Genomic DNA, 22059 nt, shown 5'->3' on the forward strand with positions numbered 1-22059 from the left:
GCACTTCCCTTCGTTCGTGTGACGGGAAGCACACCGCACCGGCCCGGCGGCGGACAAGGGTTGCAGCCCGTTGCACCGCCGCCGGATCACCCGGTCAGAGCAGGCCGAGTGCCCGCAGATCGCGGACGTACTTGCCGATCAGCGCGGCCGACAGGTGCGGGATGTCCGCGTCCGGCCCGACGCGGGCGTCCCTGGTCGCGGCCCGGAACTCCTCGGCGGGGATGACCGATCCCCTGACCGGCTCGTCCGGGCTACCGAAGGCGTGCAGCAGGGGCAGCAGCGAATGCTTCCGCTGCTCTTCCGGCAGCGCCCTGATCGCCGTCTCGAACCGGGCGAACCAGTCGCCGTAGTCGTCGATCCGCTGGATCGAGTGCCCCGCCTCGATCAGCCAGTCCACGAACACGTCGAGCGAAATGCCGTCGTCGTGCGGGTTCAGCACGTTGAACGTCCGATATCCGTCCACTATGGACGCACCGAGTGCGGTGACGGCCGCCGCGGTGAAATCGGCGGGCAGCCCGTCGTAGTGCGCGCGCGGCCGCTCGCCGTGCTCGTCGGCGCGGTAGAACGAGCGCGGCGCGATCCCGGTGGCGACGAGGCTCAGCAGCAGGCGCGTGAACATGTCGGGCACGTTCAGCTGACCCGCGTACCGGCTGTGCGCGAGGATCATGTCGGACCGGAACGCCGCGACGGGCAGCCCGCACAGGTCGTGCGCCTCCCGGAGCAGGACCTCTCCCGCCCACTTGCTCGTCGCGTACCCGTTCGCGTAGCTGTCGTCGATCCGGCGCACCGGGGAGGCGGCGCGGATGTCGGCGTCTTCGTCGAGCGACGACGGCGCGCCCTGCCCGCTGCCGACGGCGACCGTCGACAGGTAGGTGACCGGCTTGACCCGCCCGGTGATCGCGAGCCGGATCAGCTCGGCCGTCCCGGCGACGTTGGGGCCGAACAGCTGCTCGTACGGCAGGACGTGGTTGACCAGGGCGGCCGGGTGCACGATCAGGTCCACCTCGGCGGCCAGCCGGTCCCAGGTCCGGTCGTCGAGGCCGAGGTTCGGCTCGCCGATGTCACCCGCGAGCACCTCCAGCCCGTTTTCGGCGAGGCGCCGGAAGTGCCGGGACAGCTCCGCGTCGCCGGAATCGAAGACGTCGTCGAGCCTCTTCCGCGCCGCGGCGGCGTCGCTGCCCCGGACCACGCAGATCACCTTGCCGCCCACCGGTTCCAGCCGTTCCAGCCATTCGAGGCACAGGAATCGGCCGAGGTAGCCGTTCGCGCCGGTCAACAGCACGGTGCGGGCTTCCCCGCTCGCGTGCGGGAGCGAGATGGCCCCGGCGAGCGTCTCGGCGTCGATGAACTTGTCCAGCGTCAGGTCGTCCGCCGCCACCTCCGTGGCGCCTTCGCCGTGCACGGAGGCGAAGTTCGGCCGCGCCGCGCCCGAACCGCGCGCGGCCTCGATGTGCTCCGCCACCCGCCGCAGGTCGTTGGCGGGGCTGATCACCACGCCGACCGGGACGTCGACCTCGAAGATTTCCTTGAGCAGGTTCGAAAACGAGAGCGCGGACAGGGAATCGCCGCCCAGTTCGGTGAAGTGCGCCCCCGGATCGAATTCCGCGGTCGACGAACCGAGCACCGCGCGAACGGCCCTGCCGACCGTTTCCAGCACCGGGCGGTCACCACCGGCTTTCCGGAGCGCGCGCAGTTCGTCGGCCTGTCCCGCGGCCAGTTCCCGGTACAGCTCTTCGAGCCGGTCGCCGTAGCGCTCCTTGAGCCGGGGCCTCAGCAGTTTCCTCGCGTCCGAAAGCAGGCCGTTCTCGGTGGTGAACGGGTCGGTTTCGATCAGGAAGTCGCGCGGGATCTCGTACGAGTTCAGCTCGGCGCCCTTCGCGATCTCCTGGACCGATTCGCCGATCAGCCGGTTGAGCGCGTCCTCGGCACCGTCCGCGCGCTCGATCGCCTCCGGCGTCGGCACGACCACCGCGAGCAGGAACGCGCGCTCGCTGCTGCCGTAGACGAAGATCTGCCTGATCACCGGGCTGCTGGCGAACACGGCCTCCAGATGCGACACGGCGACGAACTCGCCCTGCGAAAGCTTCAGCACGTTCTTGCGGCGGTCGACGTAGACGAGGCGGTCCGGCTCGATCTCGGCCATGATGTCGCCGGTCCGGTAGTACCCGTCTTCGTCGAAGATCTCGGCGGTGACCTCGGGGCGCCGGTAGTAGCCGGGAATGATGGTCTCGGTCTTCACCAGCAGCTCGCCCCTCGGATGCGGCGAGTCGGTGTGGAAGTAGCCCAGTTCGGGGACGTCGACGAGCTTGTAGTCGAGCACCGGCGGCCGCAGGACGTGCGTGTCGATCACGACGCCGCCCGCCTCCGTCGAGCCGTACCCGTCGTGCAGCTCGAGGTCCAAACAGGACTCGACGAAGGCCGCCATCTCGGCCGAAAGCGGTGCGGTGCCACAGGTCGCGCGCACGACGCGGCCACCGAGGAACTCGGTGCGCAGGTCCGCCTTCACCGCCGCCTCGGCCGCGTCGGGACCGCGGCGGTCCAGTTCGGCGGAGTACCGCTGGAAGAGCATGTCGCACACCCTCGGCACCAGGCTCAGCTCCGTCGGCCGGACGAGCGCGATGTCGTCGAACAGGGTCGAGAGGTCGCTGGTCGCCGCGAAGTACCCGGTGCCGCCGCGGGTGAGGCCGTTCAGCAGGGAAAGCCGCCCGGCGAGATGGCTCATCGGCATGTAGTGGAACCCGATGACCGGCATTTCGGCGGTACCGGGCCACATCCCGCCCCACACCTGGCGGACCAGGCTCTGCGTGTACATGGCGCCCTTGGGCGTGCCGGTGCTGCCCGAGGTGTAGATCAGCAGGGACAGCGGGTCCTCACCCTCGGCTGGGGTCGACAGCGGCGCGGCCGGCAGCGCGGTGCCGCGCTCGACCACGTCGGCGAGCGAATCGACGACCACCGGGGAGCCCGTGTCCGCGAGCCGCTGCCGCGCCACCTCGACGGTTTCGCGCTCGTCGTCGACCTCGCCGTGGTGGTCGAAGACGACCAGCCGCCGCAACGACGTGCTCACCAGCGCGATTTCCACCGCGGTGTCGAGCAGTTCCACGCTGGAGGCGAGGATCCGTGGCTCGGTTTCGGCGACGATCGGTTTCAGATTGCCCGCCGAAGCACCGGACTGCAACGGGACGGAAACCGCGCCGAGGTGTACGCAGGCGAGGTCGAGGGTGAGGTAGTCGACACTCGTGAAACCCAGTATTCCGACGAATTCGCCGGATTCGAGCGCATATCCCGGATCGTGGTGCCAGGTACCGGCGACGGCACCGGCCCGAGCCCACAGCTCGCCGTAGGTGATGGTGCCGAACTCCGGTGTCAGCCGGAGGGAAGTGCGCCCCGTAACGGGATCCACCACTGGTTCTCGCACCCGCTCCCCCACGGCGGGACGATCCGCATAGGCCGCCATGACCGTCGCCACCATGCGCGCGAGCCCGGTTTCCTGTTCCGTTACCGCCGCGTTGACCGATTCGAGAGGTTTTGCCGCCCGAACCTGCGCGTCGCGCTCGGATAATTCGGCGATGCGCCGGTGCTCGCGATTTTCGGAAATCTCGCCGGTTTTGTTTTTTCCGCCGATGTCAGGACGCGAACCAGTAGCCATTGTTCAGCCCTCCGTGAGTCACGAAATGCGCGCTCTCGCGCCAGGGAACCTCGATGGGCCCTCCGGTGAGACGATCGCTTAGATGCTTGTACTAACTAAAGATACCGTCGGTACGTCGGCGCGCACAGTGACGAAGCTGTGAGTTACGCCGCAGTACGCAGTCGTATCGTCGCTCTCAGTACGCGAGGGTCGGCGAAGGCCGGAATGGTGACCGCCGCGGTCACGGGTGCGCGAGGAGTTCCAGGCCGGTGGGCGTGCAGGTGTGGTAGACGGCCTTCCCGTCGCGGCGCGTGGCGACGAGCCCCGCGTTCCGCAGCACGGTGGCGTGCTCGGACGCCGACGAGGCGCTGACGCTGACTGCCTTCGCCAGTTCGCCGGTGGTCAACGGCTTCGTGAGCACGGACAGCACCTGCGCGCGGGTCGGGCCGAGCAGATCGGCGAGCGGTTCGCCCGCAGGCACCGCCTGCCGCTGGGGCAAGGAGACCAGCGCCGGGTAGACCAGCACGGTCGGGCCGTCGGGCTGGGGAGCGACGAGCAGCCGTCCCGTCCAGAACAGCGACGGGAGCAGCCGGATACCGCGCCCGGCGGGGAAGAGGTCCCGATCGTGCCGGTCGGGGGCCTCCAGCACGGTGCCCCGCCAGCGGACCGACGGGGACAACCCGGCCAGCAGGTCCTGGATCCCGCGGTGCGCGAGCTGATGGAGCCGCCACGCCCGTTCCGCGTGGAAACCGTTGTGCACCAAGCTCCACGACGGCCGCAGGACGCTGTCGTAGGCGGCCCGCAGCGCGCCGTCGAGCGCCTGCCAAGCGCGCGGTTCCCCGGCCATCAACGCCCGGAACCACGGGCTCGGCTTCGACGACGACTCCAGCACCTTCCGCAGTTCGGTGCGGGCGAACGGTTCCGGCGTCGCCATCACCCGGTCGAGCCCGAGCGCCACGTCGGGCACGGGCGGGTCGAGGAACAGCGGCCCGCACCCGGTGGGCGGGACGACTTCCAGCAACGGCTTGGCGCGCACGGGAAGCGCGGCGAGGGTCCGCTCGCGCCAGCGGTGGAAATCCGGCCGGGAATCGGCGCCGTGCTGCACCGCCGCCATGGCGAGGCCGAGTTCCATCAGCGGCGCGGGCTCGTCGGCGAAGGTCACGTTCAGCAGGTCCTCCACCGTGAAATGGACACGTAGCACGACGCTCTCCGTCCCGTCAACGATCACGCGGCTTTCTTCGGGACCACCCGAATAGATTGTGCCCACCGCGCTCGCCCGCCCATTCTGGATCGCGTCGATTTCGTCCGTCCGGGCTGATGCGATACGCGTTCACGAGCGACAGGAGGGGTTCGCTTTGCCCAGAAGAACGGCGATTATCGCCGGTGCGCGGAACTCGGACATGGGGGCGAACCGGAACGTCGTCAGCGTCGTCGGCTGACCGGTTCGGTGTCCGCGCCCGCCCCGCGGGCGCGGACACACCGCCGGTTCTTCAGGCGGGCACGGCGATCGCCGCCAGTGCGTCCGCCAGCTGGCGCAGGTGCGAAGCCGACGGCACGACCAGCGGGAGGCGCACGACGGCGTGCGGGATGATCCCGAGTTCGGCCAGCGCGGCCTTGGTCATCGTGGCCCCTTGCGCGGTGCGCATCACGGCCTCCACCAAGGGAATCAGCGGTTCCTGGATCTTCTTCGCCGAGCCGAGATCACCGCCGCGGACCGCGCGGATCAGCTCGGCGTTGCGGTCGGCGAAGGCGTTTCCGATGACGCTGACCAGACCGGTGGCGCCGCAGGCCAGGTAGGGCAGGTTGAGTTCGTCGATGCCGCAGTAGTAGGCCAGCGAAGTGCGGGCCAGCACCGACATCGCCTCGAACAGGTCGCCCTTGGCGTCCTTGACGGCGTGGATCCGCGGATGCCCGGCGAGTTCGATCAACGTGGACGCGGTCATCTCGACACCGGCGCGCGCCGGGACGTCGTAGAGCATCACCGGCAGCGCGGTGGCATCGGCCACCGCGGCGCAGTGGGCCACCACCCCGGCCTGGGTCGGCCGGGAGTAGTAGGGGCAGACGAGCAGCAGCGCGTCGGCTCCGGCGGCCTCGGCGTCGCGCGCCCGGCGGATGCTGGCGGCCGTGTCGTAGGTGCCGACACCGGCGATCACGCGCGCCCGGTCGCCCGTCCTGGCCACCACGGCGCGGACGAGCCCGGCCGTCTCGGCTTCGGTCAGGGTGGGCGACTCGCCGGTGGTTCCCCCGGCGACGATGCCGTCGCACCCGGTGTCCAGCAGGTGGTCGACGAGGGCGGCGACGCCGGGCTCGCTGATCGCGCCGCCGGGGTGCATCGGGGTCACCATGGCGACGAGGTTGGTGCCGAAGAGCAGATCCGCGGTCATGGGTCCGATCCTGTCCCGCCCCGACAGTTGCGGTCCAGCAATGCTTTCTTGCCGGTACTGCGTAATCTTGCTTCATGATCGATATCGGGGCCCTGCGGGCGCTGCGGTCGGTGGCGGCGCTCGGAACGCTGGCGGGCGCGGCGGGCGAGCTGGGGTTCACGGCCTCGGCGGTCTCGCAGCAGATCAAGCGGCTGGAACGCCAGCTCGGTGTGCCCGTGCTCGCTCAGGCGGGGCGCGGGGTCGTGCTCACTCCGGCCGGGCAGGCGGTCGTCGCTTCGGCGCCCGAGGTGTTCCAGGCGCTGGAGCGCTGCGCCGAAGCGGCCCAGTCCGTCGCGGAGGGCGCGCCGCGCGGCGTGCTCCGCGTGGTCGCCTTTTCGACCGGGATCCGCGGGCTGCTCGCCCCCGCCGTGCGGCGGTTGTCCGCGCAGTGCCCGGAACTGCGCGTGCACATCACCGAGGAGGACCCCGACCAAGCACTGCACAGCGTCGACGCCGGTATCGCCGACCTCGCGCTCGTCCACGACGCCGACGGGCTGCCCGCCCCGCTGCCGCCGTCGATGACCCAGCGCCACGTGCACACCGACGTCGGCGATCTCGTGCTGAACCGGACGCATCCGCTCGCCCGGCTCGACCGGCCGCTCACCGGCGCCGACCTCACCGGCAGGACGTGGGTGACCAGCCCGCCCGGCACGGTGTGCCACCAGTGGTCGCTGCGGCTGTTCGCCGAACTGCCCGAGGAGCCGGAAGTGCGCCATCTCGTCGACGATTTCGCCACCCAGCTCGCGCTGATCACCGCGGACGACGTCATCGCACTGGTCCCCCGCCTCGCGCGGCCGCCCTTGGGGGAAGGACACGTTTCCCGGCCGCTGCGGCGGCAACCGAGGCGCGAGGTGCACGCGGCGTGGCGGCGCAGCGCGGACGCCAGCCCCGCGATCCGAGTGGTGATCGCGGAGCTGACGCGTCAGTCGTCTTCCGCGCCGCGCAGCTCCCACGAACCGCGACGGCGGAGCACGAGCAGGTAATAGAGGGCGAAGACCACCGCGATCCCGGCGGTGATCACGAGACTGGGTCGCCCGACCTCCGGATCGGTGAAGTTCTGGTATGCCACGTAAGCGATCGCCGCGAGCGCGAGCAGCGGGGCCACCGGGAACAGCGGCATCCGGTAGGCGGCGTGCGCGGTCGAACCGTTGCGGCGGCCCAGCAACACCGAAACGCAGAGCACGGCGTAGATCGCGATCAACGTCGTGGAGGTGACCACGAGCAGGACCTGTTCATCGGCGAAGCAGAACGCGGTCCCGATCGCCCCGGTCGCCAGTGTCGCGATCCACGGGCTGCCGAACCGCGGGTGGATCGCCGAAACCGCTTTGCTGATCGGTGAAGGCCAGGTGGTGTCGCGGCCGGTGCTGAAGATCATCCGCGCGGTCACCAAGATGATCGCGAGCACCGCGTTGAAGATCGCGACGGCGACGGCGAGGCTGACGATGTCGTTCACCGTCGAGCCGGCGCGGTCGGTGATGAAGTGGTCCATCATGTTCGCCGCGCCGAACAGGTCGGGCAGCGACGGCGAGCCCAGCAGCACGGCCGTCACCGGAACGAGTTCGGCGAGCACGGTGATGCCCAGCGCCCACAGCACGGTCTTGGCCACGCTGCGGTGCGCGTCGTGGGTTTCCTCGCCGAGGTACACCGCCGCGCCATAACCGTTGTAGGCGAACAACGCCACCGCACTGGCGCCCGCGATCACCCCGAACGAGGCCGCGGCGACCGTGCCGCCCGCGCCGGTGACCGGGTGCACCACCAGATCGGCCAGCGACCGCTGCGGGTGGATCAGGCCGAGCGCGCTCACCACGCCGAGCGCGATCAGTTCGATGGCCAGGAAGATCCCGGTGACCCAGGCGTTGAGCTTGATGTCGAACACGGCGAGCACCGTCGCGACGACCACCGTGACGGCGGCGACCGTCGGCGCGTGCAGGCCGGGCAGCAGCACGGACAGGTAGGTGCCCACGCCGAGCGCGATCACCGCGATGATCAGCAGCTGGCTGACCAGGAACAGGCCGAGCACCACGAACCCGGGCAGCCTGCCCGACGTGCGGGCCACGATCGCGTACTCGCCCCCGCTGAGCGGGTAGGCCGAACCGAGTTCGGCGTAGACGAAGGCCATGAAGACACCCACGACGGCGGCGATCACGAACGCGAGGAACGCGCCGGTACCCGCCTGCGTGATCACGCCGGGGGCGACGATGAACACCGAGGACGCGGGGGTGATGGCGGACAGCGTGATGAACAGGGTGCCGACCAGCTTGAGGCCGCGGTGCAGGCGGGGGTGCGCGCCGTCCGCACCCGGTGACGGCGTGGGCTGGACCGGCTTGCGATCGACCATGGTCGCGCCTCCTCAGCGTCGAGGATTCTTTGACTGCACATCAAAGAACCAAGTGTGTCCTACGTCAATACCTGTTGCTGTAACGGACTGGCCTTGTTGCGTTTTCTGATCGTCATGTAGAGAATTCGACGCATGGCCAGACCCAGCAGGGCGCGGGAGAAGCGCGCCGATCTCGTGACCGCCGCCCGCGAGGTGGTGGTCCAGCGCGGGGTCGTCGACCTCCGCCTCCGCGACGTCGCCGAGCGGGCCGGGATGTCGACGGGGTCGGTGCTCTACTACTTCCCCGCGCTCGCCGATCTGCTGCGCGAAGTGCAGCGCGACGCCGTCGAGCGGTTCTGCGTCCACCGCGAAGAGGCGGCACGGCGCGAGCCCGATCCTCGGCGGCGCCTGCTCGGGATGCTCCAGGCGGGCCTGCCCACCGGGCGCGACGACGAACTCTGCGTCCTGCTCTACGAACTCGGCGCCTACGCGCGCCGCGATCCCGCTTACGCCGCCGAGCACATCCGCCTGTGCGAACGGCAGGTCGCGCTGTACGCCTCGATCCTCGAAGCGGGCGCCGCGACCGGGGTGTTCACCTTGACCAGGGACGCCACCACGGTGGCCAGGATGCTCGTGATGCTCGAAGACGGCATGGGGCTGCACCTCACCCAGGCCGTGCCCACCCTCGACCGGCGGCAGGCCGAGCGGCTGCTGCTGGCCGCCGCGTCGGACGCGACCGGTGTCGATCTCGAAGGAGTTACCGGCGGATGACCCGCGCACGTGAACTGGGCCTGCCCCTGTCCGGCCGCACCGGCCCCGGCAACGCGATCACCGACGTGCCCGGGGTGGAGGTCGGCTACACGACGTTGATCGAGGGGGACGCCGTCCGGACCGGCGTCACCGCGATCCTGCCGCGCGGCCGCGCGGATTTCGCCGTGCCGTGCGCGGCGGGCTGGTCGTCCCTCAACGGCAACGGCGAGATGACCGGAACCGCGTGGTTGAGCGAAACCGGCTCGCTGCGGCTGCCCGTGCTCATCACCAACACCCACGCCGTCGGCCCGTGCCACCGCGGTGCGATCGACTGGGCCACCGCCGCGAGCCCGGCGATCGCGGAGCAGTGGCTGCTCCCCGTGGTCGCCGAAACCTGGGACGGCTACCTCAACGACATCAACGGCCCGCACGTCCAGCCCTCCCACGCGATCGCGGCCATCGACGCCGCGCACGGCGGGCCGATCGCGGAAGGATCGGTCGGCGGGGGCACCGGGATGAACTGCTACGCCTTCAAGGGCGGCAGCGGCACCTCCTCGCGGCTCGTCCGCTACGGCGAGGACGAATACTCGGTCGGCGCGTTCGTCCAGGCCAATTTCGGCTCCCGCAAGGAACTCACGGTCTGCGGGGTCCCCGTCGGCGAGGCGCTGGCCGACGACAACCCGATGGAGCACACCCAGTGGCGGACCCCGCCGTCGGCGGGCTCGGTGATCGTCACCCTCGCCACCGACGCGCCGCTGCTGCCCTTGCAGTGCTCCGCGCTGGCGCGCCGGGTCCCGCTCGGCCTCGCCCGCACCGGCACCACCGGCTCCCACTTCTCCGGCGACATCTTCCTGGCCTTCTCCACCGGCAACCCCGGCGCGCTCACCATGGGTTTCCCGGACGGCGAACCAGGGTACGAGCAGCTCCGGTTCATCCCGTGGAGCCGCTTGGACGACTTCTTCGAGGCCGTCGTGCAGTCCGTGGAAGAGGCCGTCCTGAACGCACTGGTCGCCGCGGAAACCATGACCGGCCGCGACGGACACCGCTCCCCCGCGCTCCCCGTGGACCGGCTACTCGACCTGCTGTCGCGGTCGATCCGCGCCTGATGCCCCGAAGGATGCTCCTATAGAGGGGTCGGGTCGTGTATGTCGCCGAAGGCTCCTCTTGGGGCGGTCTGTGTCAGGATCTCGGCCCTCGCGGCGGGCCACCGCCACCTGCGCGCGTCCCCGAAGGTGGCCTTCGGGGCGGTAGACGCCGCGAATTCGACCCTCGCACCGCACTCCCGCCGCCCACTCCACCCCGCAGCGGGCCTTCGGGCACCCCGAAGGTGACTTTCAGGGCATCCAGCGCCCCGAAGGCCACTTTCGGGGACGCCCGGAAGCCACGTCAGTACAAGTCGTGGCGGTAGGCGTGTTCCAGCCGCGCGCCCAACTCCCCCACCTGATCCCCGAGGCTCTCCGCCATCTTCGCGCTCTCGGCGACCATCATCGTGGCCGTCTCGCCGCCCAGCGTCACCGCTTCGGCCAACCCCCGCCGATCGCCCTCCCACAGCTTCGATCGGACGACCGCCTTCCCGCACTGGGAAAACACCTCCCGCACCCGCACCACGGTGGCCAGCACCGCGGGTTTTCCTTCCGCGCTCAGCATTTCCAGCAGCTCGGGGTCGTCGCTGAGGAACGCGTCCCCGTTGACCCGCACCACTTCCCGCACACCGGGCACGAGGAACATCAGGCCGACGGCGGGATCGCGGCTGATGTTCTCGAAGGTGTCGGCGAGCTTGTTGCCCGGCCGGTCCGGGATGGCCAGCGTCCACGGGTCCAGTACCCGCACCGAGCCGGGCGGGTCGCCCTTGGGACTGTTGTCCAGCCTGCCCGACCCGTCGGACGTGGCGAGGCAGAAGAACGTGCTGTGCGCGATGAACCTTGCCGTGAACTCGCCGATGGAAGACTGCTTCTTCTCGGCGATGAACCTCGACGGGAATCCGATGATCTCCCGTACTCGCGCCAGATCTATGGGCCGGTAGCCGTCGGCGGCCGTCCTAGCGGGAACAGTCTCGACGCTCATGATGGTCCTCCTTGTCCCACAACGATTTGTGCCACGACGATCACACGTCCAGTACGAGCCTGCCGCCGCACGCCCGCGACACGCACGGGAACATGCGGTCGCCCGCCGCTCTGTCCTCTTCGGACAGGATGTCGTCCCGGTGCTCGGGCACGCCGTCGAGCACGCGGGTTTCACAGGTACCGCAGATGCCTTCCCGGCACGAGCCAGCCACCGGCAGCCCGGCGTCCTCGAGCGCGTTCAGCACGCTGCGGTCGGCGGGCACGGTCACGGTCCGGTCGGACCGGGCGCACACCACCTCGATCTCGGTGTTGGGCAGCGCCGGTTTCGCGCGCGCCTTGAACCGCTCGCCGTGCACGACGCCGGGCCCCCAGTGCGCGGCGGCCTCCTCGACCGCGGTCAGCAGGGATTCCGGCCCGCACGCGTAGACCGCGGTGCCCGGCCGCGGCCGTTCGAACCAGTCGCCGAGCGGGATCCGCCCGCCCTGGTCCTTGGGGTAGAGCCACACCTGGTCCCGGTACCGGCTCAGCTCGTCGAGGAAGGCCATCGAGGCCGCTTTCCGCCCGCCGTAAAGGAGTTGCCACGGCACCCCGTCGGCGGCAGCCTGCCGCACCATCGGCAGGATCGGCGTGATCCCGATCCCGCCCGCGACGAAGAGGTAGGCCTCCGCCGGGCCGAACCGGAAGTTGTCGCGGGGCCCGCGCACGCGAACCGGCTGCCCCGGCCGGAGGAACGCGTGCACGTACTCCGAACCGCCCCGGCTCCCCCGCTCCCGCAAGACGCCGATGCGGTAGCAGGACCGGTCCTCCGGTGTCCCGCACAGCGAATACTGCCGCGCGACCCCGGTGGGCAGCACCAGTTCGACGTGCGCGCCCGGCCGCCACGGCGGCAGGTCGCCGCCGTGGCGTGCGCACAGCTCGACCGACACCACGCCCGCGGCCTCCCAGCGCAGCTGGCGGACCACCGCCGGAAGCTCGGCCACCGCGGAGCCCGGCCGCGCCGGCGCCGTACTCGTCATGACGACCCTCCACCCTGTTAACAACGTTATCACCTATGAAATGCACTGTAGTGATAACATCGTTAACGTGTCAACGAAACGAACCGGCGGCCCGGCACGGGCGGAGACGGTGGCGCGCGCCGCACTCGCACTGGTCGATTCCGGCGGGCTGGAGTCGCTGACCATGCGGCGGCTCGCGACCGGACTCGGCGTGCAGCTCCCGACGATCTACCGGCTGTTCGACGGCAAGCACGCGCTGCTCGACGCGATGGCCGAAACGATCCTGTCCGACGTGCTGGCCAGGATCACCGACGACGACGAGGACGCCGACTGGACGGACCGCCTGACCACCTTCGCGCACGGGCTGCGGCAAACCCTGCTGGCCCAGCGCGACGGCGCCAGGATCGTCGGCGGCAACTACGCGGCGCAGCAGCACACCCACGCGCTCGCCGAGACCCTGCTGGGCGGCTTGCACGACGCGGGCTTCCCGGTGGAGACCGCGGTGTGGGCGGGCACCACGGTCTTCTGCTACGTGCTCGGCGAAGTGCTCGAACAGCAGGGCGCGACCGGGGACGAGGCCGAGGTGCTCGCCAACTCGTTGTCCGGCAACGAGTTCCCGCGTCTGGCGAAGATGCCGGTCGAGCTGTTCGTCGCCTTCGACGCGCGCTTCGAATTCGGCCTGCGCGTCGTGGTTTCCGGCCTGCGCACCGCACTCGCCGAACTCACCTGACGACACCCGCCGCTGACCGCTCGGGTGGAGGCGATTCTCCACCCGGGGATACAGCCTGCGCCTCACGACTTCGGCACGTTCCCGCCCTAGCGTCGATCCCGTCATCCGGAACAACGACGAGGGGCAGGAAAATGGCACACGACCACAGCACCGCGGGGCGTCGGCCCCGACCCCCGCTGGCCATGTTGTGCTGGGACGTCGGACTCCCGGTGCTCGCGTACTTCGCGGCCAAGCTGCTCGGCGCGGATGCCTACACGGCACTGCTGTCCGGCACCGTGGTCTCGGGCCTCCGCGTCGGGTGGGCGGCCGTGCGGCAGCGCCGCCTCGACCCGTTCGCGCTGTTCCTGCTCGCCCTGTTCGGCGCCGGCCTCCTGCTGACCTTCGTCACCGGGGACGCGCGGTTCGTGCTGGCGAAGGACGCCGCGGTGTCCGGCGTGGCGAGCCTGGTCATGCTCGGCAGCTGCCTGATCGGCAGGCCCATCGCCTACTACGCGGCGAAGCGGTTCGCCGAGTCGTCGGGGCACGCCGGATTCGACCGGACGGCGAACACCGATGCCATGCGACGGCGCTGGTACCGGGTGACGCTGGTCTGGGGGTTGGGGTTGCTGGCCGACACCGTGCTGCGCGTGCTCTGCGTCTACATGCTTTCGATCGACGTCGCGGCCACCGCTTCGCAGGTGCTCATGCTGGTCTTCTACGCGGGGCTGCTCGTCTGGACGATCCGGTCAGCCAGGAAGAAGTCCACTGTGGACGCGTGAATCAGGTGTCCGGCCCGTCGAGATGGGTGAGCAGCGCGCTGACGGGTTCGCGGCCGGTCGGGATCGCGGACCGGCCGGTGACGGCCGGCCCCGGATATCCGATCGCCACCGCGTGCCTGGCCAGCCACGGCGGTCGGAACCCGGCCAGCCGCGCGGCTTCCCGCGCGTTGCCGTCGGGGTGCAGCGTCACCGGGCAGGTCGCCAGCGCGCGGGCGTGCGCGCTCAGCAGGATCGACTGGCACACGCGGCCGAGGTCGAATTCCGTGTCGGTGCCCGCGCCGGGGTCGGACAGCAGCAGCAACGCGGTCGGCGCGGCGGCCAGCGGCCGCGCGTACTGCCCGAGCCCGGCGAGCGCTTCGCGCAGGGCGGGGTCGGTCGCCGCGGCGAACCGCCACGGCTGGCGGTTGCGCGCCGATCCCGTCCACCTGGCTTCGCCGACGATCGCTTCGATCTCGGCGCGGGGCACCGGGGTGTCGTCGAAGGAGCGGGTCGCCCGCAGCGTGGTGATCAGCTCGGTCATCGGGTCATCCTCGCCCGGCCGTGGCACCGGTCCTTCGCCGGGGCCGATCCGTCCGGACGGGGGAATTCCGCCGCGGGACCCGATCCTTGTGGAACGGTGGTGACATGCGACGGATCGTGCTCGCGGCGCTGGCCGCCGTACTGCTGTGCTCGGGTACCGCGGCCGCGGCGCCGCGGGGCAGGACCCCGGTCGTGCTGTTCCCCGCGTTCCACCTCACCAAGCTCGCGGTGACCGTCGACGGCCAGACGACCGCGCCGGGCTGCCCCGCCTCCGGCGCCTTTGAGGACTGGTACCGGAACGACCGGCCGAGCACGACCTTCTCCCAGGTCTGCCAGGACCGGTTGCTCACCCTGCGGTACAACCGGAACCCGGCGGTGCCGATGGCGGCGCGGTTCTCCGACCAGCCCGGCGTCCGGGTGCGGATCCGCGACTACGGCCGCACCAGCAGCGCGCCGTTCTACGAAGCGCTGTACCGCGAGCTGGAGGCCAACGGGTACCGGCGGGACCACGACATCCGCGTCGCCGGGTACGACTCGCGGCTCACCCCCGACCAGGACGGCTTCCTGCGGCGCACCCGCCAGCTCGTCGAGGACGCCTACCGGGACAACGGCAACCGGCCGGTCCAGCTCGTCGGGCACTCGAACGGGCCGATCTACGCGCAGTACCTGCTGACCCACACCAGCCACGCGTGGCGGCACAAGTACATCCACGGGTTCACCCCGATCGCGGGCAACTTCCCCGGGCAAGGCCTGCTCTACCCCGTGCTGTTCACCGGGCTGAACGTCCAGGACTTCGGCTACCCCGCCACCGAGGAGAACGCCAGGAGCAGCGCGGAGCTGTACCTGTCCGCACCGTCGACCTACCTCAGCGCCGCCGATCCCGCGGTGTTCGGTGACCGCGAGGTCGTCGTCGAGAACGCCGCCACCGGCCGCGCCTACACCCCGCGCGACTACCGCGGGCTCCTCGCCGACGCGCACCTGCCCGTCGCCCGCGAGATCGCCGACCACTACATCGGGTTCGTCGAGTTCGCCGATCCCCGCTCGTTCCCCGACGTCGACGTGCACGCGGAAAAGGGCTCCGGCGTCGCGACCACGGTCGGCGCGCGGCTGCCGGACCTCACCGTCGGCCAGCTCGCGAGCGGCGCGCGGTTCCTCACCCGCGACGGCGACGGCAACCAGGAGGACCTCACCAACGACGCCGTGCTCGCCTGGCGCGCGATGCGCCACCACCGGTTCGCGCTCACCGACAACCCCGGCGTCGACCACTTCTCCCTGCCGGCCGACCCGAACCTGCTGACCCGCCTGATGGCCGATCTCCGCTGACCCCGCACCGTCCGAACTGGAGTGTCCTCAGTGGACACCTGATCAGGAGTTCAGGCGTTCCAGCAGGACGACGGTGACCGTGTCGCCCGCTTCCTTGCCGATGCGCTTGCGGAGGTCGGCCTTCACCGGCAGCTTGTGCGTGCCGTCGCCCAGCGCCATGAAGGAGCTTTCGAACGCCTCGCCGTCGATGGTGCCGCGGACCTTGACCAGGCCGCGGGTGCCGAAGAAGGCCGCCGATTCCGACCACACCAGGTAGGTCCAGCCGCCCTTGGCCGGGCTCTTCCGCAGTGCCGCGGTGAACTGCTTGTCCATGTGGGTGCTCCTGTCCCCAGACGAATTGCCCCGACAGTACGCGCACCGGTCGCGGTTTGCGGCGAACGCGCGAAAAATCCGGTTACGAACAGCGACCCCGTCCGTACACTCCCCCTCCATGGGCCATCTGGAAGCCGCACACGTCGACTACGACCTGCCCGACGGGCGGGTCCTGCTCGGCGACGTCTCGTTCCGCGTCGGTGACGGCGCGGTCGTCGCACTGGTGGGGCCCAACGGCGCCGGGAAGACGACGTTGCTGCGGCTGCTGTCCGGTGAGCTGCGCCCGCACGGCGGGACCGTGACCGCCTCGGGCGGGCTCGGCGTGATGGCGCAGTTCGTCGGGTCGGTACGGGACGAGCGGACGGTGCGGGATTTACTGGTTTCCGTTGCCCCGAAACGCATCCGCGACGCGGCCGCCGCCGTCGACGCCGCCGAAGAGCTGATCATGACGGTCGACGACGAGCCGGCGCAGATGCGGTACGCGCAGGCGTTGAGCGACTGGGCCGAGGCGCGCGGGTACGAGGCGGAAACGGGCTGGGACGTCTGCACGACGGCCGCGCTCGGCGTGCCGTACGAGAAGGCGCAGTGGCGTCTCGTGCGGACGCTGAGCGGTGGCGAGCAGAAGCGGCTCGTGCTCGAAGCGCTGCTGCGCGGCCCCGACGAGGTCCTGCTGCTCGACGAGCCGGACAACTTCCTCGACGTACCAGGCAAACGCTGGCTGGAAGAACGGTTGCGGGAGACGCGCAAGACCGTGCTGTTCGTCTCGCACGATCGCGAACTGCTGGCACGCGCGGCCGAGAAGATCGTCAGCGTCGAACCCGGTCCTGCGGGCAGCGACGCCTGGGTGCACGGCGGTGGATTCGGCACGTACCACGAAGCGCGCAAAGAACGCTTCGCCCGTTACGAGGAGTTGCAGCGGCGCTGGGCGGAGAAGCACGCCCAGCTGAAGCGGCTGGTGCTCGACCTGCAGCAGTACGCCGCGCGCAGCGACGAAATGGCGTCGCGCTACCGGGCTGCCAAGACCCGGCTGCGGAAATTCGAAGAGGCGGGGCCGCCGCCCCAGCCGCCGCGCCCGCAGGACATCACCATGCGGCTGCGGGGTGGCCGGACCGGGGTGCGGGCGTTCACCTGCGAACAGCTGGAACTGACCGGGCTCATGAAACCCTTCTCGCTGGAGATCTTCTTCGGCGAGCGCGTCGCGGTCCTCGGGTCCAACGGCTCCGGGAAGTCGCATTTCCTGCGCCTGCTCGCCGGGCAGGACGTCGCGCACACCGGTATGTGGAAGTCCGGCGCGCGCGTCGTAGCCGGGCACTTCGCGCAGACGCACGCACACCCGGAGCTGCTCGGGCGGACGCTGGTGGAGATCCTCTGGACCGAGCACGCGAAGGACCGCGGCGCCGCGATGTCGGTGCTGCGCCGGTACGAGCTGGAGCGGCAGGGCGATCAGCGGTTCGACAAGCTCTCCGGCGGGCAGCAGGCCCGTTTCCAGATCCTGCTGTTGGAACTGGGCGGCACCACGGCGTTGCTGCTGGACGAGCCGACCGACAACCTCGACCTGGAATCCGCGGAAGCGCTGCAGGACGGCCTCGAAGCCTACGAGGGCACGGTCGTCGCGGTGACCCACGACCGCTGGTTCGCGAAGTCGTTCGACCGGTACCTGGTCTTCGGCTCGGACGGCGTGGTGCGGGAAACCCCGGAACCGGTCTGGGACGAACGGCGCGTCGTCCGCGCGCGCTGAGCCGGCGCCGGTGCTCAGTCCGGACGAGCCGGGAGCTCGGCGCCGCAGAGTTCGCACCGGGGCGAGTCCCCCTCGGCGAACCGGCCGCATTCGGGGCACACGCGGTCGAGCCAGCAGACCGGGTCGCCGCCCTGCGGTCCTTCCTCGCCGGATTCCACCACACCACCATACCCGCGAAAGGCCGATGTCTTGCACAGCACCGAAAACCCGTACTGGAACACCAATGTCGCCAGACATCCCAGCATCCTCCGCGCCGTCCCCGGCGGGTGCCGCGACGCCCTCGACGTCGGCTGCGGTGACGGGCTGCTGGCGCGAAAGCTTGCCACACGGGCGGAACGGGTCACCGGAATCGACAGCTCGCCGGAAATGATCGCCCTCGCCCGAGAGCGTGCCGATCCGGCGGTCACCTTCGTCGAAGGCGATTTCCTCGCCGCGCCACTTCCCCGCGAGAGCTACGACTTCGTCTGTTCGGTGGCCACCATCCACCACCTCGACTTCGAAGCGGCCCTCGTCAGGATGCGCGAGCTGCTGCGGCCGGGCGGCACGCTCGTGGTGGTCGGCCTCGCCCGCGAAAAGAGCCCGCTGGAGTGGGCCGTCACGATCGCGGCCGCCCCGATCGTGCGGATCACGAAGGTGCTGCGCCGCGCGCACGGGCCGGACGGGATGCCCGCCGCCGACCCGAGGATGGGCTACGCGGAAGTACGAGCGGCGGCGCGGCGAATCCTTCCCGGTGTGCGATACCGCAGGCACGTGCTCCGCCGTTATTCGCTGACCTGGCGGAAACCAGGAGCCGAGTAGTCCACTTCGGATACCCGGAGCCGGGTCAGGCGTATTCGTAGTCGGTCACCGGGAAGTGGGTGGCCTGGTGGTGGGTGGACAGGGTGGAATTCGGGCGCAGCAGCGCCGCTTCCCCGTGCTGGTTGAAGTAGTAGCTGCGGGCGGACGAGCAGTCGCCGACGTAGAAGACGGAGTCGCCGAGGCGGCCCGTCACCGCGTCGAGGAAGTTCTCGTTGGCGCGGTCGGTCACCTCGAACGTGGTGGCGCCGCGTCGGCGCAGCTCGCCGAAGAGCCGGTCGATGTGCTTCATCTGCGCTTCGATCGTGGTGAAGTACGACAGCCCGCTGTAGGAATACGGGCTGTTGAGGGAAAGCAGGTTCGGGAACCGCGGGACCGAGATGCCCTCGTAGGCCTGGAACCTGTTCTCCCGCCACCACTTCCCGAGGTTCCTGCCCTCGCGCCCGATGATCTCGATGGCGGGGAAGTTGGTGTCCCACAGGTCGAACCCGGTCGCGAGCAGCAGCGTGTCGATCTCGGTCGACCCGCCGTCGGAGGTGACGATCCGATCCGGTTCGACGCGGGCGATCGGCGAGGTCTCCAGGTGCACGTGCGGCTTGTTGAACGAGGACAGGTAGGTGTTGGAGAAGGTCGGCCGCTTGCAGCCGAACGAATAGCCGGGGGTCAATTTCCGCCGTACCACGGGATCCTTGACCTGGCGCCGCAGGTGCGCCCGCGCCAGCAATTCCGCGCCCCGGTTCGTGACGCGCGCCTGCCGGTAGCGCAGCACCCCGACCACCATCAGCATCTCCAGCAGGCTGGTGCTGACCACCCTGGCGAGGCGCTGGGTCACCGGCGCCCGCGCGAACAGCCGCCGCACGGCGGGCGGGATCCGCAGGTCCGGCTTCGGCGCGACCCAGATCGGGGTGCGCTGGTAGACGGTGAGCTCGGCGGCCTTCTTCGCCACCTTCGGCACGAGCTGGACCGCGGTCGCGCCGGTGCCGATGATCGCGGCCCGCCGCCCGGTGAGGTCGTAGGAGTCGTCCCAGTCCGTGGTGTGCACGACCTTGCCCGCGAACGTGTCGATACCGGGGATGTCGGGCATCTTGGGCTGCGAAAGGAACCCGGTCGCGGTGACCAGGTAGCGCGCGGTGAGCACCTCGCCGCCGTCGAGGCGCACCTCCCAGTGCTGGGCGTCCTCGTCCCACCTCGCCCCGTCGACGACGGTGTCGAACCGCATGTGGCGGCGGAGGTCGTACTTGTCCGCCACGTGCTCGGCGTACGCCTTGAGCTCGGCGCCGGGCGCGAACAACCGCGACCAGTGCGGGTTGGGTTCGAACGAGTACGAGTAGGTCACCGACGCGATGTCGACGGCGAGCCCGGGGTACCGGTTGACGTGCCAGGTCCCGCCGAGGTCGTCCTCGCGGTCGAGGATCACGAGGTCGTCGATACCGAGCCGCTTGAACTGGATCGCGGCCCCCATCCCGCCGAACCCCGCCCCGACGATGACCGCCTCGAACCGCGGCGCCATGCGCGTACCTCCTTGGCCGGACACCGATAAACTGTCCCGTACATGAAGTACGCTAGAGTTTCTCGATTGGTCGCGCAAGGACCGGGACGACCGGATCCACGGCGTAACCTGAGGCGGTGACCGTGACCTCGATCAGCGATCTCAACACGCCGAGGCTGCCCAGCGGGCGCCACCGCCTCACGAAGGACGACGTGGTCGCGTCGCAGCGCGGGCGCCTGATCGTGGCGCTGTTGGAAGCGGCGGCGGACAAGGGGTACCCGGCGACGACGATCGGGGACGTCGTGGAACGGGCCGGGGTGTCGCGCAAGACGTTCTACGAGCACTTCCCGTCCAAGGAGCACGGCTTCCAGGCCGCGTTCACCATCACCGCCGAGGTCGTCATCGGCCAGCTCGAAGCGGCCGCGGCCGCACCGCACGAGGACTGGCGCGCGCTGGTCCGCGCGACCGTGCAGGCCTACGTGGACGCGCTGGCCGCCGAGCCGGCGGCCGCCCGCGCGCTGCACGTCGAGACGCTGTCCGCCGGGCCCGCGGTGCTCGACCAGCGCGAGGCGATGCTGCGGCTGTTCGCGGACCTCCTCCGCCAGGCGTGCCGCGAAGCACGGGGCGAATCCTGGCCGGAGCCGCCGGTCGACTGGTTCCGCTTCGCCATCGGCGGTATCGACGACCGGATCCGCGAATGCCTGCGGGGGCCCGGCGCGGACGGCCTTCCCGCACTCGGCGCGACGCTCGCGGACTGCACACTGGCGCTGCTGGGCGGTTGACTGTCCACAGTGGAGCTTGGCTAGCCGCCGGAGAACCTGTTCGCTAGGTCGCGCAGCCGCTCGGCGGCCTCGGCTAGCTGATCGCCGCTGATGGTCGCCCCCGGCGCCGAACCCGCCCACCCGAGGCGCTCGATCTCCTCGGCGAGGCGCAGGTACTCCCGGTGGGCGTGGTCCCGGCAAGCGAGGCAGGTGACGCTTTCCGGACGGGACGAGGTCATCGCGTAGGGCGCCTGGATCCCGCACCCGGTGGTGACCACGCTCGGCGCGTCCGTCGCACGGCCCAGCATCGACGAGACGACGTTGCGGAAATCGGGGCCGCTCTCCAGTACCTTCCGCTCGACGTGGATGTGCGGATCGGGTGCGCCCATCTGCGCCCGCGCCTCCGTCCGGATCGGCCAGGAACCAGGCTACCCCTGGCAGGCGCCTGCCAGCGTGGCGTGCGCGCCTGCCAGCGGCTTGCGTCAAGCTCGGTCCGAAGCTCACCACGAGAACGGAGCACTCCATGAAGGCGGTCTCGTTCAGCCGGTTCGGCGGTCCGGAGGTTCTCGAACTCGTGGACCTCCCCGATCCGCACCCCGGCCCCGGTCAGGTCCGGATCGCGGTGCGCGCCGCGGGGCTCAACGCGAGCGACTGGAAGAAGCGCCAAGGCCTGATGGACCCGGAACTTCCGCAGACCATGGGCTACGAAGCGGCGGGCGTCGTCGACGAAGTCGGCGACGGCGTCACCGATGTCGCCGTCGGTGACCGCGTGTTCGGGTTGTCCGCCGTCAGCGGCGCTCAGGCGGACCTGGCGGTGCTGGCCTGCTACGCACCGATCCCGCCGTCGCTCGGCTTCGCCGGGGCGGCCGCGCTCCCGGCCGCGGTCGAGACGGCGGCGCGAGCGCTCGACCAGCTCGGCGTCGGCAGTGGCGGCACGGTGCTCGTCAACGGCGCCTCCGGAAATGTCGGCAGCGCCGCGGTCCAGCTCGCCGTGGTCCGCGGCGCGCGTGTGATCGGCACCGGCGGCCCGGCCAGCCACGATTTCCTGCGCTCGCTCGGCGCCGAACCCGTCGCCTACGGCGCGGGTCTGGCCGAGCGGGTCCGCGCGCTCGCCCCCGACGGGGTCGACCTGGCGCTCGACGTGGCAGGGAGCGGTGTTCTGCCCGAGCTCGTCGAACTCGCCGGTGGTCCGGCGCACGTGCTCACCATCGCCGATTTCGCCGGTGCGCAACGACACGGCGTGCGGTTCAGCGGCGGCGACGCGGGCCGCGCGCTCTACGCGATCGCCCAGATCGGCGAGCTGGTCGAGTCCGGCCGGTTCTCGCTGCCCGTCGGGCGGACGTTCCCCCTGTCCGAAGTGGCCGAAGCACACCGTGCCGGCGAAGCGGGCCTGGTGCGCGGAAAGCTCGTCCTGCTGGTCGCCTGACCGCGGGCTTCGCCGAACCGGGCGTGGTCCCCGGC

At 70.5% G+C, this 22059-nt stretch carries 21 protein-coding genes; 10 read left to right on the forward strand and 11 right to left on the reverse strand.

The genetic code is table 11. From position 1 onward, the window contains the following. Positions 1–94: 94 nt before the first annotated feature. The 3 genes from car to dapA all read right to left on the reverse strand — a co-directional run bounded on the left by car (position 95) and on the right by dapA (position 6009). Positions 95–3646, reverse strand: coding sequence for a carboxylic acid reductase (car, locus tag HUW46_RS05330; RefSeq protein ID WP_215546211.1), 3552 nt, complete (start codon positions 3644–3646; stop codon positions 95–97). Positions 3647–3866: 220 nt separating this feature from the next. After that, positions 3867–4853, reverse strand: coding sequence for an ArsR/SmtB family transcription factor (locus HUW46_RS05335; protein WP_215546212.1), 987 nt, complete (start codon positions 4851–4853; stop codon positions 3867–3869). Between the two features lie 262 nt (positions 4854–5115). Further along, a complete protein-coding gene (dapA, locus tag HUW46_RS05340) occupies positions 5116–6009 on the reverse strand; it encodes a 4-hydroxy-tetrahydrodipicolinate synthase (RefSeq protein WP_215546213.1) in 894 nt (297 codons plus the stop codon). A 74-nt stretch (positions 6010–6083) separates the two neighbouring features. On the opposite strand from dapA, the gene HUW46_RS05345 reads away from it, so the two are divergent. Beyond that, on the forward strand, positions 6084–7031 hold the full coding sequence (locus HUW46_RS05345; RefSeq protein WP_215546214.1) for a LysR family transcriptional regulator: 948 nt from the start codon (positions 6084–6086) through the stop codon (positions 7029–7031). On the opposite strand, the gene HUW46_RS05350 is transcribed toward HUW46_RS05345, so the two are convergent. After that, positions 6971–8386, reverse strand: a complete 1416-nt coding sequence (locus HUW46_RS05350) for an APC family permease (RefSeq protein ID WP_215546215.1) — start codon at positions 8384–8386, stop codon at positions 6971–6973. The genes HUW46_RS05345 and HUW46_RS05350 overlap by 61 nt on opposite strands. Positions 8387–8518: 132 nt before the next feature. Here HUW46_RS05350 and HUW46_RS05355 point away from each other — a divergent pair, with 132 nt between their 5' ends. Continuing rightward, on the forward strand, positions 8519–9136 hold the full coding sequence (locus HUW46_RS05355; RefSeq protein ID WP_215546216.1) for a TetR/AcrR family transcriptional regulator: 618 nt from the start codon (positions 8519–8521) through the stop codon (positions 9134–9136). After that, entirely contained in the window at positions 9133–10221 is a 1089-nt protein-coding gene (locus HUW46_RS05360; RefSeq protein WP_215546217.1) for a DmpA family aminopeptidase, read from the forward strand. Before HUW46_RS05355 ends, HUW46_RS05360 begins: the two co-directional genes overlap by 4 nt. Before the next feature lie 280 nt (positions 10222–10501). Here the strand turns inward: HUW46_RS05360 and HUW46_RS05365 are convergent, their stop codons facing one another. Both HUW46_RS05365 and HUW46_RS05370 read right to left on the reverse strand, forming a co-directional pair. Continuing rightward, positions 10502–11179: an MSMEG_1061 family FMN-dependent PPOX-type flavoprotein gene (locus HUW46_RS05365; protein ID WP_215546218.1), complete on the reverse strand. Its 678-nt coding sequence runs from the start codon at positions 11177–11179 to the stop codon at positions 10502–10504. 40 nt (positions 11180–11219) lie between these two features. Then, a complete protein-coding gene (locus tag HUW46_RS05370) occupies positions 11220–12194 on the reverse strand; it encodes a PDR/VanB family oxidoreductase (protein ID WP_215546219.1) in 975 nt (324 codons plus the stop codon). 67 nt (positions 12195–12261) lie between these two features. On the opposite strand from HUW46_RS05370, the gene HUW46_RS05375 reads away from it, so the two are divergent. Together HUW46_RS05375 and HUW46_RS05380 are read left to right on the forward strand one after the other, a co-directional pair. Next, positions 12262–12903, forward strand: a complete 642-nt coding sequence (locus HUW46_RS05375) for a TetR/AcrR family transcriptional regulator C-terminal domain-containing protein (protein ID WP_215546220.1) — start codon at positions 12262–12264, stop codon at positions 12901–12903. 131 nt (positions 12904–13034) lie between these two features. Beyond that, a complete protein-coding gene (locus HUW46_RS05380; RefSeq protein ID WP_254125817.1) occupies positions 13035–13661 on the forward strand; it encodes a VC0807 family protein in 627 nt (208 codons plus the stop codon). A gap of 1 nt (position 13662) precedes the next feature. Here the strand turns inward: HUW46_RS05380 and HUW46_RS05385 are convergent, their stop codons facing one another. Beyond that, entirely contained in the window at positions 13663–14181 is a 519-nt protein-coding gene (locus HUW46_RS05385) for a nitroreductase family protein (protein ID WP_215546221.1), read from the reverse strand. Between the two features lie 104 nt (positions 14182–14285). Here HUW46_RS05385 and HUW46_RS05390 point away from each other — a divergent pair, with 104 nt between their 5' ends. Then, the gene (locus HUW46_RS05390) at positions 14286–15503 is read left to right on the forward strand and encodes a lipase/acyltransferase domain-containing protein (protein WP_215546222.1); all 1218 of its coding nucleotides are present in this window, start codon (positions 14286–14288) and stop codon (positions 15501–15503) included. A 42-nt stretch (positions 15504–15545) separates the two neighbouring features. Here HUW46_RS05390 and HUW46_RS05395 read toward each other — a convergent pair whose 3' ends face one another. Continuing rightward, on the reverse strand, positions 15546–15815 hold the full coding sequence (locus HUW46_RS05395; protein ID WP_215546223.1) for a DUF1905 domain-containing protein: 270 nt from the start codon (positions 15813–15815) through the stop codon (positions 15546–15548). 118 nt (positions 15816–15933) lie between these two features. On the opposite strand from HUW46_RS05395, the gene HUW46_RS05400 reads away from it, so the two are divergent. Beyond that, positions 15934–17553: an ABC-F family ATP-binding cassette domain-containing protein gene (locus HUW46_RS05400; protein WP_215546224.1), complete on the forward strand. Its 1620-nt coding sequence runs from the start codon at positions 15934–15936 to the stop codon at positions 17551–17553. A gap of 14 nt (positions 17554–17567) precedes the next feature. Here the strand turns inward: HUW46_RS05400 and HUW46_RS05405 are convergent, their stop codons facing one another. Next, the gene (locus tag HUW46_RS05405) at positions 17568–17711 is read right to left on the reverse strand and encodes a hypothetical protein (protein ID WP_215546225.1); all 144 of its coding nucleotides are present in this window, start codon (positions 17709–17711) and stop codon (positions 17568–17570) included. Between the two features lie 31 nt (positions 17712–17742). Here HUW46_RS05405 and HUW46_RS05410 point away from each other — a divergent pair, with 31 nt between their 5' ends. Beyond that, positions 17743–18351 (forward strand): class I SAM-dependent methyltransferase, encoded by a 609-nt coding sequence (locus tag HUW46_RS05410; protein ID WP_215546226.1) that lies wholly within the window; start codon positions 17743–17745, stop codon positions 18349–18351. Positions 18352–18376: 25 nt separating this feature from the next. On the opposite strand, the gene HUW46_RS05415 is transcribed toward HUW46_RS05410, so the two are convergent. Beyond that, positions 18377–19858, reverse strand: coding sequence for a flavin-containing monooxygenase (locus tag HUW46_RS05415; RefSeq protein ID WP_215546227.1), 1482 nt, complete (start codon positions 19856–19858; stop codon positions 18377–18379). A gap of 116 nt (positions 19859–19974) precedes the next feature. Here HUW46_RS05415 and HUW46_RS05420 point away from each other — a divergent pair, with 116 nt between their 5' ends. Continuing rightward, the gene (locus HUW46_RS05420; protein ID WP_215546228.1) at positions 19975–20619 is read left to right on the forward strand and encodes a TetR/AcrR family transcriptional regulator; all 645 of its coding nucleotides are present in this window, start codon (positions 19975–19977) and stop codon (positions 20617–20619) included. Positions 20620–20639: 20 nt separating this feature from the next. Here the strand turns inward: HUW46_RS05420 and HUW46_RS05425 are convergent, their stop codons facing one another. Further along, a complete protein-coding gene (locus HUW46_RS05425) occupies positions 20640–20987 on the reverse strand; it encodes a hypothetical protein (protein WP_215546229.1) in 348 nt (115 codons plus the stop codon). A gap of 134 nt (positions 20988–21121) precedes the next feature. Between HUW46_RS05425 and HUW46_RS05430 the strand changes: the two genes are divergently transcribed. Further along, positions 21122–22024 carry an NADP-dependent oxidoreductase gene (locus tag HUW46_RS05430; RefSeq protein WP_215546230.1) on the forward strand — a complete coding sequence of 301 codons (903 nt, stop codon included), beginning with the start codon at positions 21122–21124 and terminating at the stop codon, positions 22022–22024. Positions 22025–22059 lie beyond the last annotated feature (35 nt).

It is taken from the genome of Amycolatopsis sp. CA-230715 (assembly GCF_018736145.1).
GTDB lineage: Bacteria > Actinomycetota > Actinomycetes > Mycobacteriales > Pseudonocardiaceae > Amycolatopsis.